We start from the raw sequence: 21,925 nt of genomic DNA, 5'->3' as shown, positions 1-21,925 counted from the left end.
GAGCAGGTAATGTTTCAGAAATTAGATGATGTAGTAAAAAAACACGAGGAACTTACGCAGTTATTAATGGATCCTGTGGTAACAAGCGATCCTAAAAAAATAATGGAATATAACAAAGCACTAAACAGTATAAATGATGTGGTGGAAAAGTATAAATACTATAAGGATAAAAAAGAAGAACTGGCTTCATTAAAAGAAGATCTGAAAAATGAAAAAGACAACGAAATGAAGGAAATGATTCTGGAAGAAATAAAAAATGTGGAAGAAGAGATACCTAATATAGAAGAGGAATTGAAAATACTTCTGTTACCTCAGGATCCTAATGATGAGAAAAACGTAATTATGGAAATAAGAGCCGGAGCAGGAGGAGATGAGGCAGCATTATTTGCTTACGATGTCTTTAGAATGTTTTCACGATATGCAGAAAGAAATAAATGGAAAGTGGAAGTAATAGACAGAAATGATATAGGAGTGGGCGGACTAAAGGAGATAGTATTCCTGATAAAGGGAAAAGGAGCATATTCCAAGCTAAAGTATGAGAGCGGCGTTCACAGAGTACAGAGAGTTCCTGACACAGAATCTTCAGGAAGAATACATACATCGACTATTACTGTGGCCGTACTTCCGGAAATTGATGATGTAAGTCAGGTAGAAATAAATCCCGGTGATTTGAAAGTAGATACATACAGAGCAAGCGGAGCCGGAGGTCAGCACGTAAATACCACTGATTCAGCAGTAAGAATTACTCATATTCCCACTGGTATAGTGGTAACTTCACAGGATGAAAGATCACAGCTGAAAAACAGAGAAAGAGCAATGAAGGTATTAGCTTCAAAGATTTATGAAATGGAAGTGGAAGAACAAAGAAAAACTGTAGAAAGCGAAAGAAGATTACAGGTAGGCTCAGGTGACAGATCAGAGAAAATAAGAACATATAATTTTCCGCAGGGAAGAGTAACAGATCACAGAATCAAGCTTACATTACATAAATTAGATCAGGTTCTGGACGGGGATCTGGTTGAGCTGATAGATGCATTAACAGCATATGCACAGGCGGAACTTTTGAAGGCAGTCGGTGAGAATGAATAAGTTAATTGATATATTGGAGAAATCCAAAAAATATCTTGAAGACAATAAAGCAGAAAATCCAAGAATAGAAACTGAGCTAATCCTATCACAGGTCTTAAATCTGGATAGGATTATGCTTTATGCATATTTTGACAGAATTCTGACTGATGATGAAATGTCTGAAATAAGGACTTTACTGAAAAATAAAATAAGCTCAGAAGGAACTTCAGAAAAAAATGAGGATATAAGCATGAAAACACTAATGGATCAGAGCATAAAATATCTCGAAAATCATCAGATAGAAGAAGCAAGACTGACTGTAGAGCTTATTTTTTCCCATGTACTTTCTATTGACAGAATGATGCTTTTTACAAAGTATACTATGCAGCCTGAAGAAGAGAAAAAAAATAAAATAAGGAATCTGCTGAAGCTAAGGGCAAAAGATAAAATACCGCTGCAATATCTTCTGAATGAAGAGGAATTTTACGGGAGACCTTTTTATATTAATAAAGGCGTATTAATTCCGAGAAATGAAACTGAAATAGTGGTGGAAAGAGCATTACAGGAATTAAAAGACACTGCAGCTCCTAATATTCTGGACATAGGTGCCGGCAGCGGAGTAATTTCCATAACCATTGCGAAAGAAAAACCGGATTCCAAAATTCTGGGAATAGATATATCAGATAATGCTCTGGAAATTGCAAATAAAAACAAAGGACTGCTAAAAGCTGATAATGTAAAGTTTTTGAAGTCAAATTTATTTCAGGAAGTAAATTATCACAGCTTTGATATGATAATTTCCAATCCTCCGTATATTCCAAAGTCAGAATATGAAACACTCAGTGATGATGTAAGAATGCATGAACCGGAAGAAGCTTTGACCGCTGAAAATGAAGGATTGTTTTTTTACTATGAAATAAGCAAAAATGCCTCAGATTATCTGAAAAACGGCGGAAGGCTCATATTTGAATGTGGGTATAATCAGGCGGAAATCATAGAAAGTATAATGAAAGAAACCGGATATAAAAATATAGAAATATTTAAAGATTTGAACGGAATAAACCGTGGAATTACAGGAATTTTTCTCAAGGAAGAATGATAATTTTCAAATGGTAAAGGATAATATTAAAAAAAAATAATCATATTTTAATTAGATAAAATTACAGATTTTTTCTGTTTGACAGTAAGTTATGACTTATAAGTCATAAAGTTTATTTTTTTATTAAAGAATAAAAACAGACTAATCAGTCATTTTTATGATATAATGTATAAACAGAGTAGAAATATAGTTTAGGAGGTACAGATGAAAAAATTGTTTATGATTTTTGGCTTATTTGCTGTTGTTTTATGCTTTCCGGTAAAATCATATGCTATCACGAGATATATTATAAATAATGGAAAAGTTTATTACCAGCGTCTTAAATACAGGGATGAAATGACCGAGGCAGATACTCCGACATTTAAGAATTTAGATTATTTTTATGCAAAAGATAAAAATAATGTTTATTATGAAGGTGACAAGCTTCCCGGGGTAGATCCGCTGACTTTCAGAATACTGGATTACAGCTATACCAAAGATAAGGACAAAGTTTACTATTACAGAACAGCTTTAGCGAATGTAGATCCGGCAACATTTAAAATATTGGACTATTATTATACCAAAGATAAGAACAATGTATATTATTTGAGAGATATTTTGAACGGAGCTGATATAGCATCATTCAAAGTATTGAGATTTAGTTATGCAAGGGATAAAAATAATGTTTATTATCACGGGAATAAAATAGAAAGTGCAGATCCAGCTACTTTTAAAATACTGGATATAGATTATGCAAAAGATAAAAATCACGTATATTATACAGGAAAAATTATTCAGGATGGGAATCCTGCTGATTTTGAGCTGGTAGATCCAAGCTGGTATTTATTTTACAGATAGATTTTATCAGATATAGAAATTTTTTTAAAAATGCACCTCAAAAGTCGCTGAACTGACAAATGATGGTGCATTTTTACTTTATAAAGCTTATTAAGACTGATTTATAATACTTTATATATTATTAGATTGTCTATGATTCTTATTAATATATCCTTGGAGCAGAACTTGCCAATGCTTTACATTATCTATCCCCGAGGTTATTCCTGCATTTTTTCAGCCCGTATCTATTAAACTCTTGTCTAAGCAGCAAAATAAATTTTATGGGATTCTCTCTTGACCAATATTTTATAAAAATGGTGAAAAACATGAAGCTGCAAATTATATCCTTTTTTCAAAAGAGCTGAGTCTTTTCGAAGCTTATTAGAGCCTTTTACTGTAAGTCCCATAAGTGATATGCAGTATCATTCCAATAAATATATCTTCTTTTCTGCCGTACACATAACAATTTTATCTGATTACTAATATATGGAAGCTGCTTCTTTTCAGGCATTATCATAAGTATCAGAAGAAGTGCAGCAACAGTTTTTTTATCTTCTGATATTCTATTGATTTATTCAGATTGTCATATAGAGGTTAGCAATGCTTTTGCCTATTTATAGTTTCACAAGTATCATACTGAATAAAAAACCTTTTGCCGTCCTACATAATGCAATTTCTCAGAAACTGAATATTTAAAATATCAAATAATATCACAGTTTAAAAAAATTATAGAACATGTAAAATATAGAGTTGTCTGAAAACTCAAAATTAAAGTATAATCTTTAGTAATTGATTTAATTTTAAATTGAAATACGTATTTAATCATATTGTTTAAATTTATTTTAGAGTATATATAAAAATTAATAATACGATATGCTGTAAGGTTAACAGATGAAGAAATTACCTAGAATTATTCTGTATATAAATCGGCTGAAAATATTGATGAAATGTACTTTTGAAAAAGAGGGATTTTTTTGAAAACAGAAATAATAAATATATTAGATAAAAAAACATAGAGCTAAGTATTTCTATAAATAAAAAGGGAATAATTTTATAATTAATATTTAGAATAAAAAAGTAATTATATTTTTGAAAAATTTAGAAATCGTAAACTAAATTTCCCGGAGAGAAGTCTGACATTTTATTATTTTATTGTTTTTTTTTCATTAAAATTGACTTTAAAGCTTGAATTTAGTAAAATATTCATAACAGATTATTTGTGAGATTTAAAATAATAATCTTGAAATTTAATTAAAATATAAATGTTTTTGAAAGGCGGATCAATAAAAAATACAAAATTCAGGAAAAATTGCAGTCTAATATAAAACAGAATATAGCAAAGTTTCTAAAAAACCAAGAAAAGGAGGTATAAATGAGGAAAATAATTTTTGTGTTATTGTCAGTTATATTATCATTGAATATTCATGGTGTGAGAGCAGGCATAACTGAAGAATAAAAGTGAAATTCCCGGGAGAAAGAAGTTACTGACAGTATTATTTGGCAGAACAAAGGCAGAAGATGATGAATTAATGCCAAATGAGGAGAAATATCAAGAGGGATGTCTTAATATTAATCAGCAATACAGTATTCAGCCCTACCGATGAATACAGATAACAGGAGGGAAGTGGTACAATTTAAAGAATGGCTAAACAGTGGTGAGAGAGTGGGGAAAGCTTACAAAAGAGGAAAAATAGACAAAAAATAAAAAACATTTTATTTTAGAAGAGAACAATATAAAGCAGAAAACACTATAAGATAAAAAATAATTTGGAGGAATAATGAAAAGAAATAAAAAATTATTAGTATCGTTTCTGGCAGTAAACTCGATACTATCAGCTTATACAGCAGGAGCTGAAACTACAGTAAGCCCTAAATATGAGCGAATGTATAACAGTATAGTTAAAAATATAGAAAAAGGAAGCTCTAATCAAAAAACGTATCAAATAATAGAAAGAATACTCAATCAAAAAAATAAAGAATTGAAGGATTTATATTTACAGAGTGACTATATAGTAAAACCGGAATATCTGGAGTGGCAGGTATTTTTTACAGGCTTTTATGATGAGTACAGCGAGGGAAAAGACAATACCAGAGAAAATGCACAGTATCATTCAAAAGTATCGGGATATCATGATGAATATGGTAATTATGTAATGACAAGCGGAATGATAAATGGAATGGCCGGAAAGCCGTATAAGGAACTGCAGCAGCCGAAAGAAATAGACCTTGGTGTAACTGTACAGGTAAGAGAACCAAGCAGACAGCCTATATCACTTGGAGTAGCCAAGCCTTCACTGCCTTTGGTAACACCGGTAGCACCGGGATTACCGTCAGTGGGAGCAATAACACCAGTACTGCCGCCGTTGGCTTCATTTACAGTACCTAATATAGGGACATTGACACCGCCAAGCAGCGTTTCTGTGACACCGCCGACTATTTCTCCTATTGATATAAGCAGCTTTAACCCGGTAACCCCAAATGTAACACCGCCAGGCTTATCAGCACCGCCAAACTTTTCAATATTACTTGGGGCAGACTGGAACAGCTGGGCAACAAGCGGAGGAGGTAACGGAGGATATTCTCATGCCCGTGCCACTTATACTGACGGCAGCGGATTTGTGAACCGGCTGCATTACACATGGGCTAATAACAGCGGGGCAGAGATGAGATATGCTTTCAAATTAGGAAATGATGAAGGGACTATGAGCGCACCGTATACTTTAGCAGGTACATATAATTTTGATTCGTTTAACACTAATTCTTTGGGAGTTTCTGTTAATGCATGGAAAAACGGAGCTACAGTTATTAATGTGCAGGCTTCACAGGGAACAAATTTGAATAATCAGAGATTTTTTATAGGGGGATCCAGATTTTTTGAATTTGATAATGGTTCAGGAAATTTATTGCTCAGCGGAACATTAAATTTAAAAGGTATCTTGACATTAGGACTGGTTACACAGGGAAATAATGCCGGAGATGTAAAAAGTATAGAAAATTCAGGATTAATTACAGATAAAACAGAAAAAGATGATCCGTTTATACAGGATTCGAGTATAAGCGGCACTATTACAGGTCCGCTTGGTGCACTTTATGATATAAATAAAACATCAGATGGCTATGTAGGATATAAAGTGGGAATTGCACTTGTGCAGGAAAATGCAAATTCAGGAACTGAAAAACTTGATTTACTAAATACAGGAACAATAGATTTTAGAGGTAAAAATTCAATAGGAATGTATGTTTATCTGCCAAGTATCACTTCCGGATCAACACGTCTGGAAAATAAAAATACTATAAGTATAAGCGGAAAAGAAAGCTACGCAATGAAATTCGGGGCAAGCAGCAATGCTAATTTTAAAGGAGTCATAAACAGCGGTACCATTGAATTAAGAAAAAATCCTGATGGAACGGATAAAGCAGATTTATCAGCCGGAATAGCAGTGATGGATGATGCTACAGTTACATCGAAAGTTAACGGGAGTACCGGAAAAGTAAAAAATACAGGAAACATAAACCTTAAAGATAACATAGAAGACAGTATAGGTATGTATCTTAGAATACTTGGGAATAATGATATAGAGAATACAAGTACCGGGATAATTAATGTCAGCAGTACCGGAAACGGAAATACGGGTATGCGTGTGGATATAGGAACAATAAGTCTGGGAGCGGGAAATCCTGTTGCCAAAAATTCCGGGAAAATAAATGTAAGCGGCGGATCAAATTTTGCAATGATTGCAAATGGTAATTCAGGAGCTCAGACAGCAACTATTCAAAATCTGGCAGGTGCAAATATCAGTATAAGCGGTGCAAGTTCGGCAGGAATGTATTCGACAAATGGAGGAATGGCTGAAAATACAGGAGCAATAGTTGTTTCAGGTGATGATTCCATAGGGATATTTTCTACTACTTCGGCAGCGAATAAAATGACAACAGGAACTATATCATTAACAGGAGAAAGATCTGCAGGAGTGTATAATTCCGGGACATTTGCATTATCAGGAGGGACAATTACTTCAGGCGGTGAAAATTCCATAGGAGTATATTCTACAGGAACAACTAACACAAATATAAGCGGCGGAAAAATAGTAGCCCAAAATGGCGGAATAGCAATGTATTCGGGTGCAAATTCCACTATTAATTTATCAGGGACAAATATAGCAGAAGTGAGGTCAGGAGGACTTTTATTTTATAACTATGCAAATTCCGGAGTATTTACAGGAAAATACAATATAGCTCCGGGAACATCTGCAAGTGTGGCATCCGGCGGATTGGCCATGTATGTAGATGTAAGCAGTATCAGTCAGATAAATACTATGGTAACAGGACTTCAGTCAGCTTTTACCGGTGCGGGAAATTTACAGTTAAGTATGGCGGCAGGTTCAAGTCTTCTTTATGTTAATGGAGTATCAGGAGCTGCTGATATTTCAGACTTTGCCGGTCTTAATGACCTGACCACTATTTTTAATTTAGGAGCTTCATCTGGGTATAACCAATATGTAATGAAGGGTGTAGAACTTGCATTAAATAATACCGCAGAATCTAATTTAGATTCCGGATCATATGGTAAAATTCAGTTCCTTGATTCCAACATAACGGTAAATAATGGTATAACAGTATCCGGACCGACTCTGGCAAAACAATATGTTGCCATAGCACAGAAAAATACTCCGTCAGGTACGCTTGCTGGAAGATATATTACAAATAACGGTACGATTTCATTAGCAGGAACCGGGTCTACAGCAATTGCCGGAGATTATATAACTATGAAAAATTCGGCTTCAGGGAAAATAACTCTAGGTGCAAGTTCTGTGGGAATATACACAGCTAATGGTTCCAAAGCACTGAATGAAGGATTGATAGAGCTTGGAACTGGTTCTGTAGGAATGTACGGAAGAAATTATTTTGACGGGGTAAATGCTTCGTCAGTATTAGGGTATGGAAATGATACAATAGATATTACAAATGATAAAGACATAAAAACTGTGAGCGGAGGAGTAACAGGGAATGTAACCGGAATTTACACAAATAATGTACTGGCGCTGGCAAATTCATCAGTCAATCTTACATCTGCTTCAAACATAGACTTAAAAGGAACAGGAAATATAATAGGAGTATTTGCAGGAAAAACTAATCTAACCAGTGCAGGAACAATAAAAGCAGAATCTGCAAGCGGCGGAAATGCAGTGGGAATATATGGAGAAGAAAGCACATCAACCTCAATAACAGGTAGTATCGAAGTTACCGGCGGAGACGGGACAGGAATTTATCTGAAAAATTCTAATATGAGCAGCGGTGCAGCAGTAAAAATAGACAGTGTGGATTCGGGAATAGGAATGTATGTAGAAGCTACAGCCGGGAATACTTCATCAGGAACAAATACAGGCACAATATCCGTCGGAGATAATGTAACAGGAATGTATGGTATCGGAGCATCAGCAGGTAATACAGGAACTATAACAAACAGCGGAAATATACAGTCTCTGCCGCTATCTGCAGATAAAGCAATAGGTATGTATGTAAGCAGTCATGGAATAGGTATTAATGCCGGAAATATAAGGCTGACAGCTGTGGGAACTGATAAAGATCAGGTAGGTGTATATAATCAGTCAGGAACTTTCAGTATGGGAAGCGGTAATATAGAAGTATATTCGCAAAACGGAGCAGGTCTATATGCCAAAGCCGGAACTGTAAATAATCTGTCAGGCGGAATAATAAAGACAGGAAGCGGAGCAATAGGTCTTTATGCAGATAACGGAGCAACAATACAGCTGTCGGGAACATATAAATCAGTAGTGGATAACGGAGGTATATTTGCTCTGAATAATGGTTCAGGAAATATAAATATACCTGTAGGAAATAATATAGTAGTAGATGTAGAAGCAGGAGGAATGGCATTTTCATCCACAGGAGCCCTGAATACATATCTGAGCAGCTTAGTAACAGGCGGAGGAACACTGGAAGTAAATCTGAAGGATCCTACTTCAAAACTGGCGATACTTGATACACCGGGAACAATACTGCTTAGCTCACTGGGAGCGGCATATGCTCCGGGAGCAACGATAACACCGCAGGTAAAGATATCATCATCAAGTAATCCAAACTATACACCGTTTTCTATAACAAAAGGAACTTTGATAGTAGATCAGGCAGTAAACCTGAACAATGCAGCAGATTCATATAATAAATCAGATTTCATAAATTCAAGTGTAGATGTAAATTCATCAATAACAGGATCAAATGCCGGACAGCTGGGAGTAGGACAGGTAAACTACGGAACAGGAGCAGCTCCTGTTGATAGAGCAAGAATAACAATAAACAATAATAATGTAATAGATATGTCAGGAAATAAATCTACAGGGATATTGGCAGATTTTGGAGATATAACAAATACAGGAGCCGGAAGCTTTATAAAAGTAACAGGAGAAGAATCAGTAGGAATATACGGAGCAAACGGAACTGTGATAACAAATGCGGGAACAGTAAATATAGGAAATAAAAGTGTAGGAATATATGGGGTAAACTATTTAACTACTCCGGAATTATATGGAAACGGAACAATAAATATAAATAATAACGGAAATATAATCTCAACAGGGACAGCACATGGAGGATACGGGATATATGCCAATAATACAGCACTTCCGGCAGCGAATTCATTAATAACACTTGGAACAGGCTCAAATATAGATGTATCAAGCGGTGCGGCAGGAATAGGAATATATGCAGTAAATTCGACATTGAATATAGACGGAAATATAACAGTGGGAAAAGACGGAGTAGGAATATATGCAAGCGGAAGTACAGGGAATATAAACGGCGGAACAATGTCACTGAATGGAGATAACGCAATAGGCTACTACCTGACAAACGGAAGCAGCTTCACAAATCTTGGAGGAACGATAGCAGTAAACGGGCAAAACATAACATTAATGATAACAGATTCAAGTTCAAGTATAAATCTGTCAACACCGTTTACAGTAAACTCAGCGCCAGGCTCAACATATGTAGTAGGAAATATGATAGGCGGGGATTTCTATAATAATACATCTGCAACATTAGGTTCAAACGGATCGTTAATAAACGGAATCGGGACAGCAGCATTATTTGGTTTATCTTCAAATATAAATTCAACAGGAACAAATGTATCGGGAATGGTATTAAGCGGACAGCATTCAGGAGTACCGGGTCATGTGGTGTCAGGATCAGGAATAACAGTAAATGAAGAAGGAACGAACTTAGGATCAATAACACTTGGAGATTCATCAGCAGGAATGTATCTGACAGGAGGAGCAAGAGGAAGAAATGAAGGAACGATAACATTAACTAATAATTCAGTAGGAATATATGGAGAAGGAGCAGGCTCGCATATAGTCAACAACAACGGAATTATTACAATCGGACAGGAATCGACAGGATTGTTCCTAAAAGACGGAGACTTTATTTTGAATTCAGGTATATCGGAAATAAACAGCGGAAGTCAGAAAGCAGTAGGAATATATTCGGAAAATTCAGCGTCAATACCGACAACAATAATAAACAGCAATAAAATAAGCTTAACCGGAGACCAGTCAATAGGGATATACACAGCCGGTGCTAATAGTATAGTCAATGCAGGTACAATATTAATAGGTAATTCTGCAAGTCAGACACAGCCGGGTGTAGGAATCTATGCTGATAACATAAACAGTAATATTCATAATATGACAGCAAGTGCAGTAAATGTAGGAGATAATGGAGTAGGAATCTATAATAAGAACGGAAATATAACAAATGACGGATCAATAACAGCAGGAAACGGTGGAACAGGTATATATTCAGAGGGAGGAACAATAATTTTACACCCCGGATCATCAATAACAGTGGGTCAGAATGACGGAGTGGGAGTATATGCAGTAAATCAGACAGGAATGGTACTAAATGATTCTACAGTATCAGTGGGAGACGGATCATACGGATTTGTATTCACAGGAAGTACAGCCCCGTCATTTATAAATAATCAATCATCAGTAATAGGAAATAACAGTATATTTGTATTTGCTGATTCTGTATTGGCAGCGGATAACAGCGGAACACTGACAATGACAGGATCAGATAACATAGGGTATTACCTGAAAAACGGCGGATCTTTTATAAACAATGCAGATATAACAGGTAATACAGGAGTTTCGAATATAGGAATATATGCCAAAAATGCAGGTATAATAAATAATGCAGATATAATATTAGGAGATTCAAATTTAGTAGAACACATAGATTCAAAGGGAGAAAAATATAAAACGGGCTATTCAGTGGGAATATACGGTGAAAATTCTAATATAACGAATAATGCAGGCAAAACTATACAGGTAGGAAAAGACGGGATAGGAATTTATGTAAAAGGAGCAGGTTATACAGCGGAGAACAGAGGAATTATAAATGGTTTCGGAGATAATGCCAAGGGAATATTTGCAGCAGAGAATGCAGTAGTAAATAACTATGGTACAATTAATATGACTGGTGAAGGAGTAATAGGAATAGCAGGACAGAGCGGAGCCCAGATATACAATCATACCGGATCAATAATAAATGTAACCGGTAATGATGTGGCAGGAATATATTTGGCTGGAGATGATACTAAGCTGGTAAATAACGGAATTATAAATATAACGGGAACAGGAATGGGAATACTGTATACTTCTACTGTAGACAAAAACAATGTAAAAGATAGTACTGGCACAACACAAGGATATACATCAAAACAGTATGAAGCTGACAGAATGCCGACTTTAACAAATACCGGAGTAATAAATGTGAATGTTGGAGGGAACTTTAATTATGATGGAATAAGAGTAATAGTAACAATAGATCCATCTACAAATACACCAACAACAAATTCATCAAGCCAGGTAGGGTTCGGCGGTGTAATACCGGACAGACTGGAAGTAGCTCCTGATTTTGCCACTGGAACAGCTTCAGACAGATATGTATTTGAAAATATATTCAAAGGAGCAACAGGAAAAGGAGAGTACATATCGCAGTCATTAACATGGACAGCAACAGCAGACGGATCAAATATGGTAATGACAAGAAAAGCATATACAGAATTTACAGACGGCTTGTGGTACGAAGACTTTGGAAGAGTGATGAATGAGAAATATGCCGTTACTTATGGTGAGGGAAGAAAAATATTTGATAAGATCAACTACATAACAAATGAATCTGACTTTAGACATATAATGGCAAGTCTTGCAGGAAATGTATATGCTAATATAAACCAGAGAGAATATGACATAGCAAAGGCATTTGAAGAATCACTGCACTTATTGCAGGATTCTGCAAACAACACAAAAGAAAATGTAAAAATAAGTGTAATAGCTGGAAAAGGAAAGAACAAAGAAGAAACAGACGGAGTAGTGGGTTATGATTATACAACAACAGGAGTACTTGCTTTAAGAGAAGTGGAAAGAACATATAAGCATACATTTGGCTATTCACTGGGATATGTTCATACAGGCTTTGAATTCAAAGACGGAAATGAAAGTGAAGAATGGGTAGATACAATCCAGCTTGGAGTGCATAATAAGTATAGATCAAATGGATGGAAAGTAGTAAATGATCTGACTGGAAGAGCAAGTATTCATAATGTAGACAGAAATATAGACTGGCCAAGTCCTAACAGCAGATCAGAAATGAACGGATCATATGAAACATACAGTATAACAAGTGACAATATACTCGGAAAAGAATTTGGCTTAGGTAAAAAAGCAAGCCTGATGCCGTATGGAGCATTCAGAGCAATGTATGTGACAAGACCTACATTTAATGAAAGCGGACTGGAAGCACTTGAGGTAGAAGGAAATGATGCATGGAGTGCGAAGCCGAGAGCAGGGGTAGAGCTGAAAGGAGCACTACCTTTAGGAGCTAACACAGCATGGCAGTTAAAAGGAATATTCGATTTTGCATATGAATATGAGCTCGCGGATCTTAATGAAAGAGAAAAAGCGAGACTGATAGCAGTAGAAGATGGTTATCATAAATTATCAAAACCTGAAGATGAAAAAGGAACATTCAGAACAAAAGCAGCAATAGGCTTAGAGATAGAAGACAGATATGGAATATTCCTTACAGGAGAGTATTCAACAGGAAATGATAAGGAAGATGATTACAGAGCAGGAGTAACATTGAAAGCAGTATTTTAATTTACAAAAATGTTAAAGCGGAGTGTTTCCGGGAAATGTTCAATCCGGAAACACTCATTTTTTATTACAGTAAATATAGTGTGACCTAAAAAGTCAGCTTGAATTTATTTTGAACAGATTTTTTCTGTTGAAATAAATAAATGCAAAAATATATTTTTAATATATTTTAATAAGGAAAATGTGTTATAATATAAAAGATTCAAAAATAAAACAATGTAGATGAAACACAAGGAGAAAAAATGAAACTATCGGATTTTGATTTTGACCTGCCAGATAATTTGATAGCACAGAGTGCTATGGAACCGAGAGATCATTCAAAGTTAATGGTACTTGAGAAGAATAAGCAGGTCATAGAGCATAAAAAGTTTTATAATATATCCGACTATCTGAAAAAAGGAGATGTTCTTGTAGTAAACAGAACAAGGGTTATTCCTGCCAGATTATTCGGAAAGAAAGATACTGGAAGTATTCTTGAATGCTTTTTATTAAAACGTATTGATTTAAATACATGGGAAGTTCTTTTGAAACCTGCCAAAAAACTGAAAATCGGACAAAAGCTGGTTTTTCTTGAGGGAAAACTGGAAGCAGTTTTGAAAGAAGTAAAAGACGACGGAAACAGAATACTGGAATTTATATATGAGGGAAATTTTGAGGAAATACTTGATGAATTGGGTGAAATGCCGCTTCCGCCTTATATTACTGAACAACTGAAAGATAAGAACAGATATCAGACAGTATATGCTAAAGAGGGAGAGTCAGTGGCGGCACCTACAGCAGGACTGCATTTTACAAATGAGCTTTTGGAAAAATTGAAAGATTCCGGAGTAGAGCTGACAGAGATATACCTTGATGTAGGGCTGGGTACATTCAGACCTGTACAGACAGAAAATATATTAGAACATAAAATGCACCATGAAAAATATCATATTCCGGAAGAAAGTGCAGAGATTATTAACAGAGCCAAGAGAGAAGGCAGAAGGATTATTGCTGTGGGGACGACCACTGTGAGAACACTGGAATCCTCTAATAACGGGGCAGAGGTGATTTCGGGCGATGGTGAAACAGATATATTCATATATGGAGATTATAAATTTAAAATAGTAGATGCCCTGATTACGAACTTTCATCTGCCGAAATCAACTCTGCTTATGCTTATATCCGCATTTGCAGGAAAGAATTTTATTTTTACGGCATATGAAACTGCGATTCAGGAGAAATACAGATTTTACAGTTTTGGAGACGCAATGTTTATATATTAATTTTTTTATAAAAATAAAAAATTATAAGGTGTTTTATGACTAACATTAAAAAAATAATTTTTAATATAAAAAGCAGAAAAATAATAGAAATATCAAAGATAATTCTGAAAGAGAAATATCATGAATTTGAAAAATATATATATTTATTTTATGATGATAAAAAGAAATATACAGAGGAGATTTTTAAACATAAAGAAGTATTTGGAAATAATACTGATAATACAAATATTTATGCAGTTTTGAAAAAATTTGCCGTATACTACAGCTTGGGAGTTCTTTATTACAGAGAAGATATATTTGATAAAGAAGCAGAATGGAACAGAGCAGCAGAAATGTTTGATATTTTATTTCAGGAGATACTTACTCAGGAAGTAATATTGGAAATATTGAGGAAATGTTTTTTTACTGACAGGAGATACAGCACGGAATTATTCTTTGACTTTATTTCAGAGGTATTGGAAGCAAATAACCTGAAAATGTATTTTTTAGATGATGGTTCAGAGTTATTTTTATTTTTTGTTTTGAAAAAGGATGTAAGGATAAAATATGGAAATTTTTCGGAATTTTTATTGAATAATGGGAAAAAAACTGAAAATTTGATATATTTTATAGGAAAACAATGAAAATAGAAACAGGGAGGAATTGTGAAAAAAGTAATTGTATTTTTATTATTTTCAGTATTGTGTTTTTCTGAAAATACTATTGCAGAATCTAAATTTATAAATGTTGGAAATTTAAAAATAGTACGTGAAGAAAATATAAAAATAGCAAAAGAAATTATAGATATAAAATTTTTGAAAGATAATAAAATATCAGTAAAAACAAGGTATATTTTAGAGAATACAGATAACAGGGATATAAAGGAAACATATATTTTTTCGCTGGATCAATATCTTGAAAAGACACCAAATAAGTATATTGAAAAAATAAAATATAAAATCGGAGAAAATGACGTTCCGAATTTGCGTGCAGTAATAAATTTTGAAGAGGACGGCAGCAAAATACAGAGAGAATGGTTCGGCATAGGAGGAAAAATTCATACAGGAAAATCAATAGTAATGCAGATTTCCTATATATTAAAAAATATAGAGGAGAATGAGCTGAATTATAGTTTTAATATAAAGAATAATTTTTTGGAAAACAAAGCTGATGTTCTGGAAATAAATATAGACAAGGGAGACAAAAATATAAGCTCAATTGCTTACGGAGTATATGAATTTTATGAAAATTCCGATGGAACTTATTATATGAATGCCAAAGATGTATTACTGGACGGAATACTCACGATAAAATATGAGTAGACAGGGAGAATTTATGAAAAAAAAAGAGACAAAGTATTCTCTTGAGAAAGAAATAAGGGAAGCACTTGCTTCGGGCAGAAGTCAGAAAAGCATTTATAACACTCTGAAAGACGGGAATGATGATAGTGTTCTTGCTGATAAAGTGGCTGAGTACCTTCCGCTAGAGGTAAGAAATAAGACAAAATATTATAACTATATAATTATATTTCTGTTAGTAATAAATGCAGCATTAAGCATGAATTTTCTGGTAATTATACTTGCCTTTTTTCTGTTTTTTTATCTGAAGGAAGGAAATGGCTTCGGTTACAGAATTATGTTTTTATTTTCTCTTTTGAATATAATGTATGCATTTTATACAGATAAAACAGGTCTTGTTCTTGTGAAAACAGTATTATGGAGTTTACTTGGAATATCAGGAATATTATTTTATAAACTCGTATTTAAGAATAAGACAATATCAGGAAAAGTAAAAAAAGATAAAAACGATAATTATATATTTTTAGATTAAGGTGGTATTATGAGAGTAGTAGCTGGAAGTGTTAAAAATAAAAAACTGAAAACCAAAGAAGGAAGAGAAACAAGACCTACGCTTGAGCGTGTGAAAGAGGCTATTTTCAGCATAATAAGCGATGAAATAACAGACAGCAGCTTTCTGGATCTGTATGCAGGTACCGGGAGTATAGCAATAGAGGCTTTAAGCCGCGGAGCAAGAAGAGCAATATTAATAGAGCAGGATAAAGAAGCACTTAGAATAATTATAGAAAATATAAATAACTGTGGTTTTGAAAATATATCAAGAGCATATAAGAATGATGTAATTCGTGCATTGGAAATATTACAGAGAAAAGGCGAGCTGTTTGATATAATATTTTTGGATCCTCCATATAAAGAAAATATATCTTTTGATACGCTGAAAAAAATTTCAGAGTGCAAAGTCTTAAAAAAAGAGGGGATTATCATCTCGGAACATGGAAATTATGAAAAGCTTCCTGATGAGATAGGTGACCTTGTTAAATATGACGAAAGAGATTATAACAAAAAAATTCTGTCTTTTTACAGATATAAATAAAAATTTGAAGAGGTGATTTTATGTCAGCAAAGAAAAAAAATTTTGAAGAAAGAATACTGGAAATTGATGAAATAATAGAAAAGCTTGAAGCAGGTGAATTATCTCTGGATGATTCTATAAAAGAATATGAAAAAGCAATAAAGCTCATAAAGGAGTCAGAAACACTTCTTGAGGCTGCTGAGGGAAAAGTAATGAAGGTATTGGAAAAAAATAATGATATAGTATTAGAGGAGTTTGAGTAATGCTGAAAATATATTTAAAAGAAAAAAGAGAGATTTTTGAAAAATATCTGCAGGAAAAAATGACAGAGCTGAAATATCCTGAAAGATTGGCTGAATCAATGATTTATTCGGTGATGAACGGGGGAAAAAGACTGAGACCGGTTCTCATGTATATGATAGCAGATATATTTAATCAAGATTACAGCAGGATAGAAGATACAGCAGCAGCATTGGAATGTATACATTCATATTCGCTTGTACATGATGATCTTCCGGCTATGGATGATGATACATACAGAAGAGGAAAACTTACTACTCATAAAAAATTTGATGAAGCTACGGCTATTCTTGCCGGTGATGCTTTACTGACTTATGCTTTTTATGTGATCTCCGCTTCTGAAAAAATAGAAAATTCCGGAAAAGTAAATATAATCAGAATTCTGTCAGATTATTCGGGAATAAACGGAATGGTCGGCGGGCAATATGTTGATATGGAATCTGAGAATAAAGAAATATCTTTTGATACTCTAAAATATATACACAGCCATAAAACAGGGAAATTATTAAAGGCTGCAGTGGAACTTCCTCTGGAGGCTCTGGCCATAGAAGGAAAACAAAAAGAAGTTCTTCTGGAGTATTCTGAATTAATAGGAATTGCTTTTCAAATAAAAGATGACCTTTTGGATATAGAAGGAGATTTTGAAAAAACCGGAAAAGAATCAAGCGATGAAAAGAATAATAAGACTACTTATCCTAAGCTTTTCGGACTGGAAAAAACAAAGGAAATTCTGAATGATTATACTGAAAAGGCCAAACAATTAATAAGAGAAAATTTTGAAAATGCTGAAATTCTGGTAGAGCTGGCAGATTATATCAGTAACAGGGGTGAGTGACATGAAAATACAGAAAATATTTTTTCTTTCATTACTGGTGCTGGGGATAACATCATGCAGAACTGTTACAAACTATGAAAGAATAGTAAATACAGGATATAAGGAAACAAAAGAATATAATACCTATGCTGCGGGAAATGGTATAGAGCTTCTGGAGAAAAAAGACAAGGTTTATTTTAACAGCCTTTCTGAAAGTGAAAAAGAAGAAATATTTCCTGAATATCCTGAAAAACCCGGTGCTGTGAAGAAGTTTTTATATAATTTTATAAAAATTGATTTTGAAAAAGAACCGGTTTATTATAAACTTGAAAATAATATTTTTAAACAGGATGATTATGTATTTTTCTTTATCAAGGATGATAAAAATGCTGATAACAGAAAATATCTTTATCTTTCTATAAAAAACAGAAGTAAAAACTGGTTTCATATGGGTGCCGTAGATTTTAAAAGCTCAAGAGATCTGGTAAGAATAAACTTTGAAGCAATGAAGCTTTCCGGCAATTCGTTTTGGCTGGACAGAACAAGAGCTAATCTGAATACAGAAGAGTATGTAGCTTTTATTCTGGATGATAAACAGACTGATGACCTGGTGAGACTTCTGAAATCAGGAGAAAAAATAGAGGTAGTTTTATACAGTGATTATACTAATACAAAAAGAACAAGAGAATTGACCGAAACAGAAAGAGCAGATATGCTGAAAATATATGATTTTTATGAAAATGAGCTGGACAGCAGACAGTAATTTTTTCTAAACGGAGGTAGGTTATGTATAGAGAAGAAAAAGATTATTACTATGTAGATAGATTCAAGAAAAACGGAATAACAGCGGTATACACTAAAAAAAGTCTTGGTAATATGTCAGATTACTGTGAAAGTAAAGATAAGCCCTGTGAAAACAGAGCAAAATTACTTAAAATGCTGAAAATGGACGAAAGAATAGAAGTAAAATCACATCAAACGCACAGTAACAATATAAAAATAATTAATGAGCATGTAACAAGATATTCTTATCATGGTATAGACGGATTTATAACTAACAGGAAAGATGTGGCATTGTTTACATTTTATGCAGACTGCCTTCCTATATTTATCTATGACATGGAAAATAATGCTATTGGTGTAGCACATTCAGGATGGCCGGGGACATATAAGGAAATACAGAAAAATCTTTTGGAGACTATGATAAAGGAGTATGGAAGCAATCCCAAAAATATATTATTAGCTTTGGGAATAGGAATAGGTGTTTCTGACTATGAAGTAGGAACAGAATTTTATGAAAAATTTACAGAAAAATTTGACAGAGAGCTTATAGAAAATTCATTTATTTATTCTAAAAATAAATCAAAATATTATTTTGATAATGTGGGATTTAATAAAATATCGGCTTTGAGAATGGGAATTCCTGATAAAAATATTATTACAGCTTCTGAGAGTACAATGGAAGAAAAATTTCATTCTTACAGAAGAGAAGGAAAAGATTCAGGAAGAGCAACTGCACTTATAGCTTTTGAATAAAAAATAAATAAAAAACATGCTGATACAGCAGGATATCAGGCATGTTTTTTTATTATATAGGAAATTTAATTTGACAAAATAAAAAAATATGGTATAAATTAGTGGAACGAAAATTTATTTTTACAATAAAAAAAGGAGCAAATTTCCAAAAAGGAGAAAATATGAAAAATAAAGAAGTAATGGAGACCTTAAGAAAAAATCTTATTGTATCATGCCAGGCATTAGAAGATGAACCGCTGCACAGTTCGTTCATCATGGGAAGGATGGCTCTTGCCGCAAAGGAAGGCGGTGCCATCGGAATAAGAGCAAATACCGTGGCAGACATAACAGAAATAAAGAAAACTGTAAATCTGCCGGTAATTGGGATAATAAAAAAAGAATATCCTGATTCTGAGGTATATATAACACCTACTATGGATGAAATAGATGCTCTTGTTCAAAGCGGTGCAGAGATAATAGCACTGGATGCGACCCTAAGAATGAGACCCAAAGCAGCGGAATTAAATGAATTTTTTAAAACTGTAAAGGAGAAATATCCAAAACAGCTGTTTATGGCTGATATTTCCACAGTGGAAGAAGCAGAAAATGCTGAAAAGCTGAAATTTGATTTCATAGGTACGACGCTTCACGGTTATACAGAAAATACAAAAAATCAGAATATAGCAGATAATGACTTTAAATTTTTAAAAGATGTGTTAAATTCAATAACTGTTCCTGTAATAGCAGAAGGAAAAATAGATACTCCGGAAAAAGCAAAAAGAGTATTGGAGCTGGGAGTATTTTGTGTAGTAGTGGGCGGGGCAATAACAAGGCCTCAGTTAATAACTAAAGCATTTAGCGAGAAAATAAAAGAAGTATAATTTAGGAGGAAAATCATGAAGAGTATATTTTCTGTTTTACAAAAAATAGGAAGAGCTTTTATGCTGCCGATTGCAATATTGCCAATGGCAGGTATTTTGTTAGGAGTGGGAGGTGCTTTTACTAATCCTACATTGATTCAAACATATCAGTTGAATTTTTTGGCAGAAGGAACAATAATGAATAAAATCTTAATATTATGTTCTACTGTAGGTTCACTGGTATTTGCAAATCTTCCTTTGCTATTTGCAGTAGGAATAGCAATAGGACTTGCCAATATTAATAAGGAAACTGCTGCATTATCTGCAGTTCTGGGATTTTTAATATTTCATACCGTAATAAATCTTATATTAAAATTTATGGGAATAACACCTGATGTAGTATCAGTGGATTATCTTATGCAGGCAGGTAAGAGTGTGGCAGAAGCACAGGGAATAAAAGCTTCGTATGCAAGTGAGCTGGGAATATTTACTTTACAGACTGGTGTATTCGGCGGAATTATCTGTGGTATGGTTTCGGCTTATGTTACAAATAAATTTTCAAATGTTGCACTGCCTGATTATCTGGCATTCTTTAGTGGAAATAGATTGGTACCAGTAATTACAATACTTATATTTATTCCAATAGGAGCAATATTTCCTTTTTTCTGGCCGGCAGTATTCAGAACAATAGTAAAAGCAGGAGAAGCTTTTTCTGCAATGGGATATCCCGGAACATTTCTTTACGGCTTCTCAATGAGACTTCTGAATGTATTTGGATTGCACCATGCAATTTATCCGCTGTTCTGGTATACACCGCTTGGAGGAGTTATGGAAGTGGGCGGAAAAATGGTCGAGGGAGGACAGAACATATTCTTTGCACAGCTTGCAGATACTACGGTAAAACACTTTAGTGCAAATGCAACTAAGACAATGACAGGAGGTTTTCTGCCGATGATGTTCGGACTTCCGGCAGCAGCACTGGCTATGTACAAAACTGCAGATTTTAAGAATAAAAAAATAATAAAAGGTATATTGGTTTCTGCAGCATTGACTTCATTCCTGACAGGTATTACAGAACCGATAGAATTTACGTTTCTGTTCGTGGCACCGCCGTTATACCTGATTCATGCAATACTTGAAGGACTTTCATATATGCTGATGCAGATGCTTGATGTAGCAGTGGGGATCACATTTTCAAGAGGACTTATAGATTTTACTTTCTTTGGTCTGCTTCAGGGAATGTCGAAAACATCATATCAGTGGATACTCATCCTTGGACCGATATATGCAGTGGTTTATTATTATGTATTCAAGTTCATGATTATAAAATTTAATTATGCAACACCTGGAAGAGAAGGTGCGGAAAATAAACTGTATACTAAAAAGGATTATCAGGAAAAGGCCGGAGAGGACAAGCTATTGACTGATATAGTAGAATCACTTGGAGGAATTGATAATATACAAAATATAGATGCATGTATTACAAGACTGAGAGTCAGCGTAAAGGATGAAACAAAAGTATCGGATGATAACAGATGGAAAGAGCTGAACGCAAAAGGAGTAATACGTTCTGGTAAAGGGATACAGGTAATTTATGGAACACAGGCAGAAATATATAAAAATAAAATAAGAAAAAAATATAATATATAAAAAATTTAATAAAT

15 protein-coding genes are annotated in these 21,925 nt (G+C 34.0%); all 15 read left to right on the top strand.

Annotation, left to right across the window (positions count from 1 at the left end):
• Nucleotides 1-9: 9 nt before the first annotated feature.
• The 15 genes from prfA to STERM_RS11975 all read left to right on the top strand — a co-directional run bounded on the left by prfA (nucleotide 10) and on the right by STERM_RS11975 (nucleotide 21,911).
• Entirely contained in the window at nucleotides 10-1,089 is a 1,080-nt protein-coding gene (prfA, locus tag STERM_RS12045; protein ID WP_012861896.1) for a peptide chain release factor 1, read from the top strand.
• Complete coding sequence (gene prmC, locus STERM_RS12040; RefSeq protein WP_012861895.1) at nucleotides 1,082-2,167, top strand: peptide chain release factor N(5)-glutamine methyltransferase; 1,086 nt, start codon at nucleotides 1,082-1,084, stop codon at nucleotides 2,165-2,167. The genes prfA and prmC overlap by 8 nt, the downstream gene beginning before the upstream one ends.
• Nucleotides 2,168-2,371: 204 nt before the next feature.
• Entirely contained in the window at nucleotides 2,372-3,004 is a 633-nt protein-coding gene (locus tag STERM_RS12035) for a DKNYY domain-containing protein (protein ID WP_012861894.1), read from the top strand.
• A gap of 1,757 nt (nucleotides 3,005-4,761) precedes the next feature.
• Nucleotides 4,762-13,164: an autotransporter domain-containing protein gene (locus STERM_RS12030; protein ID WP_012861893.1), complete on the top strand. Its 8,403-nt coding sequence runs from the start codon at nucleotides 4,762-4,764 to the stop codon at nucleotides 13,162-13,164.
• A 239-nt stretch (nucleotides 13,165-13,403) separates the two neighbouring features.
• Nucleotides 13,404-14,423 (top strand): tRNA preQ1(34) S-adenosylmethionine ribosyltransferase-isomerase QueA, encoded by a 1,020-nt coding sequence (queA, locus tag STERM_RS12025; protein WP_012861892.1) that lies wholly within the window; start codon nucleotides 13,404-13,406, stop codon nucleotides 14,421-14,423.
• 35 nt (nucleotides 14,424-14,458) lie between these two features.
• Nucleotides 14,459-15,046: a hypothetical protein gene (locus tag STERM_RS12020; protein ID WP_012861891.1), complete on the top strand. Its 588-nt coding sequence runs from the start codon at nucleotides 14,459-14,461 to the stop codon at nucleotides 15,044-15,046.
• 21 nt (nucleotides 15,047-15,067) lie between these two features.
• Nucleotides 15,068-15,724, top strand: a complete 657-nt coding sequence (locus STERM_RS12015) for a hypothetical protein (RefSeq protein ID WP_012861890.1) — start codon at nucleotides 15,068-15,070, stop codon at nucleotides 15,722-15,724.
• Between the two features lie 13 nt (nucleotides 15,725-15,737).
• The gene (locus tag STERM_RS12010; RefSeq protein ID WP_012861889.1) at nucleotides 15,738-16,232 is read left to right on the top strand and encodes a hypothetical protein; all 495 of its coding nucleotides are present in this window, start codon (nucleotides 15,738-15,740) and stop codon (nucleotides 16,230-16,232) included.
• A gap of 9 nt (nucleotides 16,233-16,241) precedes the next feature.
• Nucleotides 16,242-16,793 carry a 16S rRNA (guanine(966)-N(2))-methyltransferase RsmD gene (rsmD, locus tag STERM_RS12005; protein ID WP_012861888.1) on the top strand — a complete coding sequence of 184 codons (552 nt, stop codon included), beginning with the start codon at nucleotides 16,242-16,244 and terminating at the stop codon, nucleotides 16,791-16,793.
• A 20-nt stretch (nucleotides 16,794-16,813) separates the two neighbouring features.
• Nucleotides 16,814-17,035: an exodeoxyribonuclease VII small subunit gene (gene xseB, locus STERM_RS12000; RefSeq protein ID WP_012861887.1), complete on the top strand. Its 222-nt coding sequence runs from the start codon at nucleotides 16,814-16,816 to the stop codon at nucleotides 17,033-17,035.
• Complete coding sequence (locus STERM_RS11995; protein WP_012861886.1) at nucleotides 17,035-17,907, top strand: polyprenyl synthetase family protein; 873 nt, start codon at nucleotides 17,035-17,037, stop codon at nucleotides 17,905-17,907. Before xseB ends, STERM_RS11995 begins: the two co-directional genes overlap by 1 nt.
• 1 nt (nucleotide 17,908) lies before the next feature.
• Nucleotides 17,909-18,649: a hypothetical protein gene (locus STERM_RS11990; protein WP_012861885.1), complete on the top strand. Its 741-nt coding sequence runs from the start codon at nucleotides 17,909-17,911 to the stop codon at nucleotides 18,647-18,649.
• Nucleotides 18,650-18,672: 23 nt separating this feature from the next.
• On the top strand, nucleotides 18,673-19,422 hold the full coding sequence (locus STERM_RS11985; protein ID WP_012861884.1) for a purine nucleoside phosphorylase YfiH/LACC1 family protein: 750 nt from the start codon (nucleotides 18,673-18,675) through the stop codon (nucleotides 19,420-19,422).
• A gap of 161 nt (nucleotides 19,423-19,583) precedes the next feature.
• Complete coding sequence (locus tag STERM_RS11980) at nucleotides 19,584-20,282, top strand: N-acetylmannosamine-6-phosphate 2-epimerase (RefSeq protein ID WP_012861883.1); 699 nt, start codon at nucleotides 19,584-19,586, stop codon at nucleotides 20,280-20,282.
• 15 nt (nucleotides 20,283-20,297) lie between these two features.
• The gene (locus STERM_RS11975) at nucleotides 20,298-21,911 is read left to right on the top strand and encodes a PTS transporter subunit EIIC (protein ID WP_012861882.1); all 1,614 of its coding nucleotides are present in this window, start codon (nucleotides 20,298-20,300) and stop codon (nucleotides 21,909-21,911) included.
• Nucleotides 21,912-21,925: the final 14 nt, after the last annotated feature.

Origin of the sequence: Sebaldella termitidis ATCC 33386 (assembly GCF_000024405.1) — a bacterium.
Classification (GTDB): Bacteria; Fusobacteriota; Fusobacteriia; order Fusobacteriales; family Leptotrichiaceae; genus Sebaldella; species Sebaldella termitidis.
Note: the sequence above shows the minus strand (reverse complement) of the source record. Positions and strands in the feature narration are given on the sequence as shown.

Bases quoted from the DNA above. Each gene is read 5' to 3' on its own strand.
- prmC (WP_012861895.1), top strand. From the start codon at position 1,082: ATGAATAAGTTAATTGATATATTGGAGAAATCCAAAAAATATCTTGAA.
- xseB (WP_012861887.1), top strand. From the start codon at position 16,814: ATGTCAGCAAAGAAAAAAAATTTTGAAGAAAGAATACTGGAAATTGAT.
- STERM_RS11975 (WP_012861882.1), top strand. From the start codon at position 20,298: ATGAAGAGTATATTTTCTGTTTTACAAAAAATAGGAAGAGCTTTTATG.
- prfA (WP_012861896.1), top strand. From the start codon at position 10: ATGTTTCAGAAATTAGATGATGTAGTAAAAAAACACGAGGAACTTACG.
- queA (WP_012861892.1), top strand. From the start codon at position 13,404: ATGAAACTATCGGATTTTGATTTTGACCTGCCAGATAATTTGATAGCA.
- STERM_RS11985 (WP_012861884.1), top strand. From the start codon at position 18,673: ATGTATAGAGAAGAAAAAGATTATTACTATGTAGATAGATTCAAGAAA.
- STERM_RS11995 (WP_012861886.1), top strand. From the start codon at position 17,035: ATGCTGAAAATATATTTAAAAGAAAAAAGAGAGATTTTTGAAAAATAT.
- STERM_RS12010 (WP_012861889.1), top strand. From the start codon at position 15,738: ATGAAAAAAAAAGAGACAAAGTATTCTCTTGAGAAAGAAATAAGGGAA.
- STERM_RS11980 (WP_012861883.1), top strand. From the start codon at position 19,584: ATGAAAAATAAAGAAGTAATGGAGACCTTAAGAAAAAATCTTATTGTA.
- STERM_RS12035 (WP_012861894.1), top strand. From the start codon at position 2,372: ATGAAAAAATTGTTTATGATTTTTGGCTTATTTGCTGTTGTTTTATGC.
- STERM_RS12020 (WP_012861891.1), top strand. From the start codon at position 14,459: ATGACTAACATTAAAAAAATAATTTTTAATATAAAAAGCAGAAAAATA.
- STERM_RS12030 (WP_012861893.1), top strand. From the start codon at position 4,762: ATGAAAAGAAATAAAAAATTATTAGTATCGTTTCTGGCAGTAAACTCG.
- rsmD (WP_012861888.1), top strand. From the start codon at position 16,242: ATGAGAGTAGTAGCTGGAAGTGTTAAAAATAAAAAACTGAAAACCAAA.
- STERM_RS11990 (WP_012861885.1), top strand. From the start codon at position 17,909: ATGAAAATACAGAAAATATTTTTTCTTTCATTACTGGTGCTGGGGATA.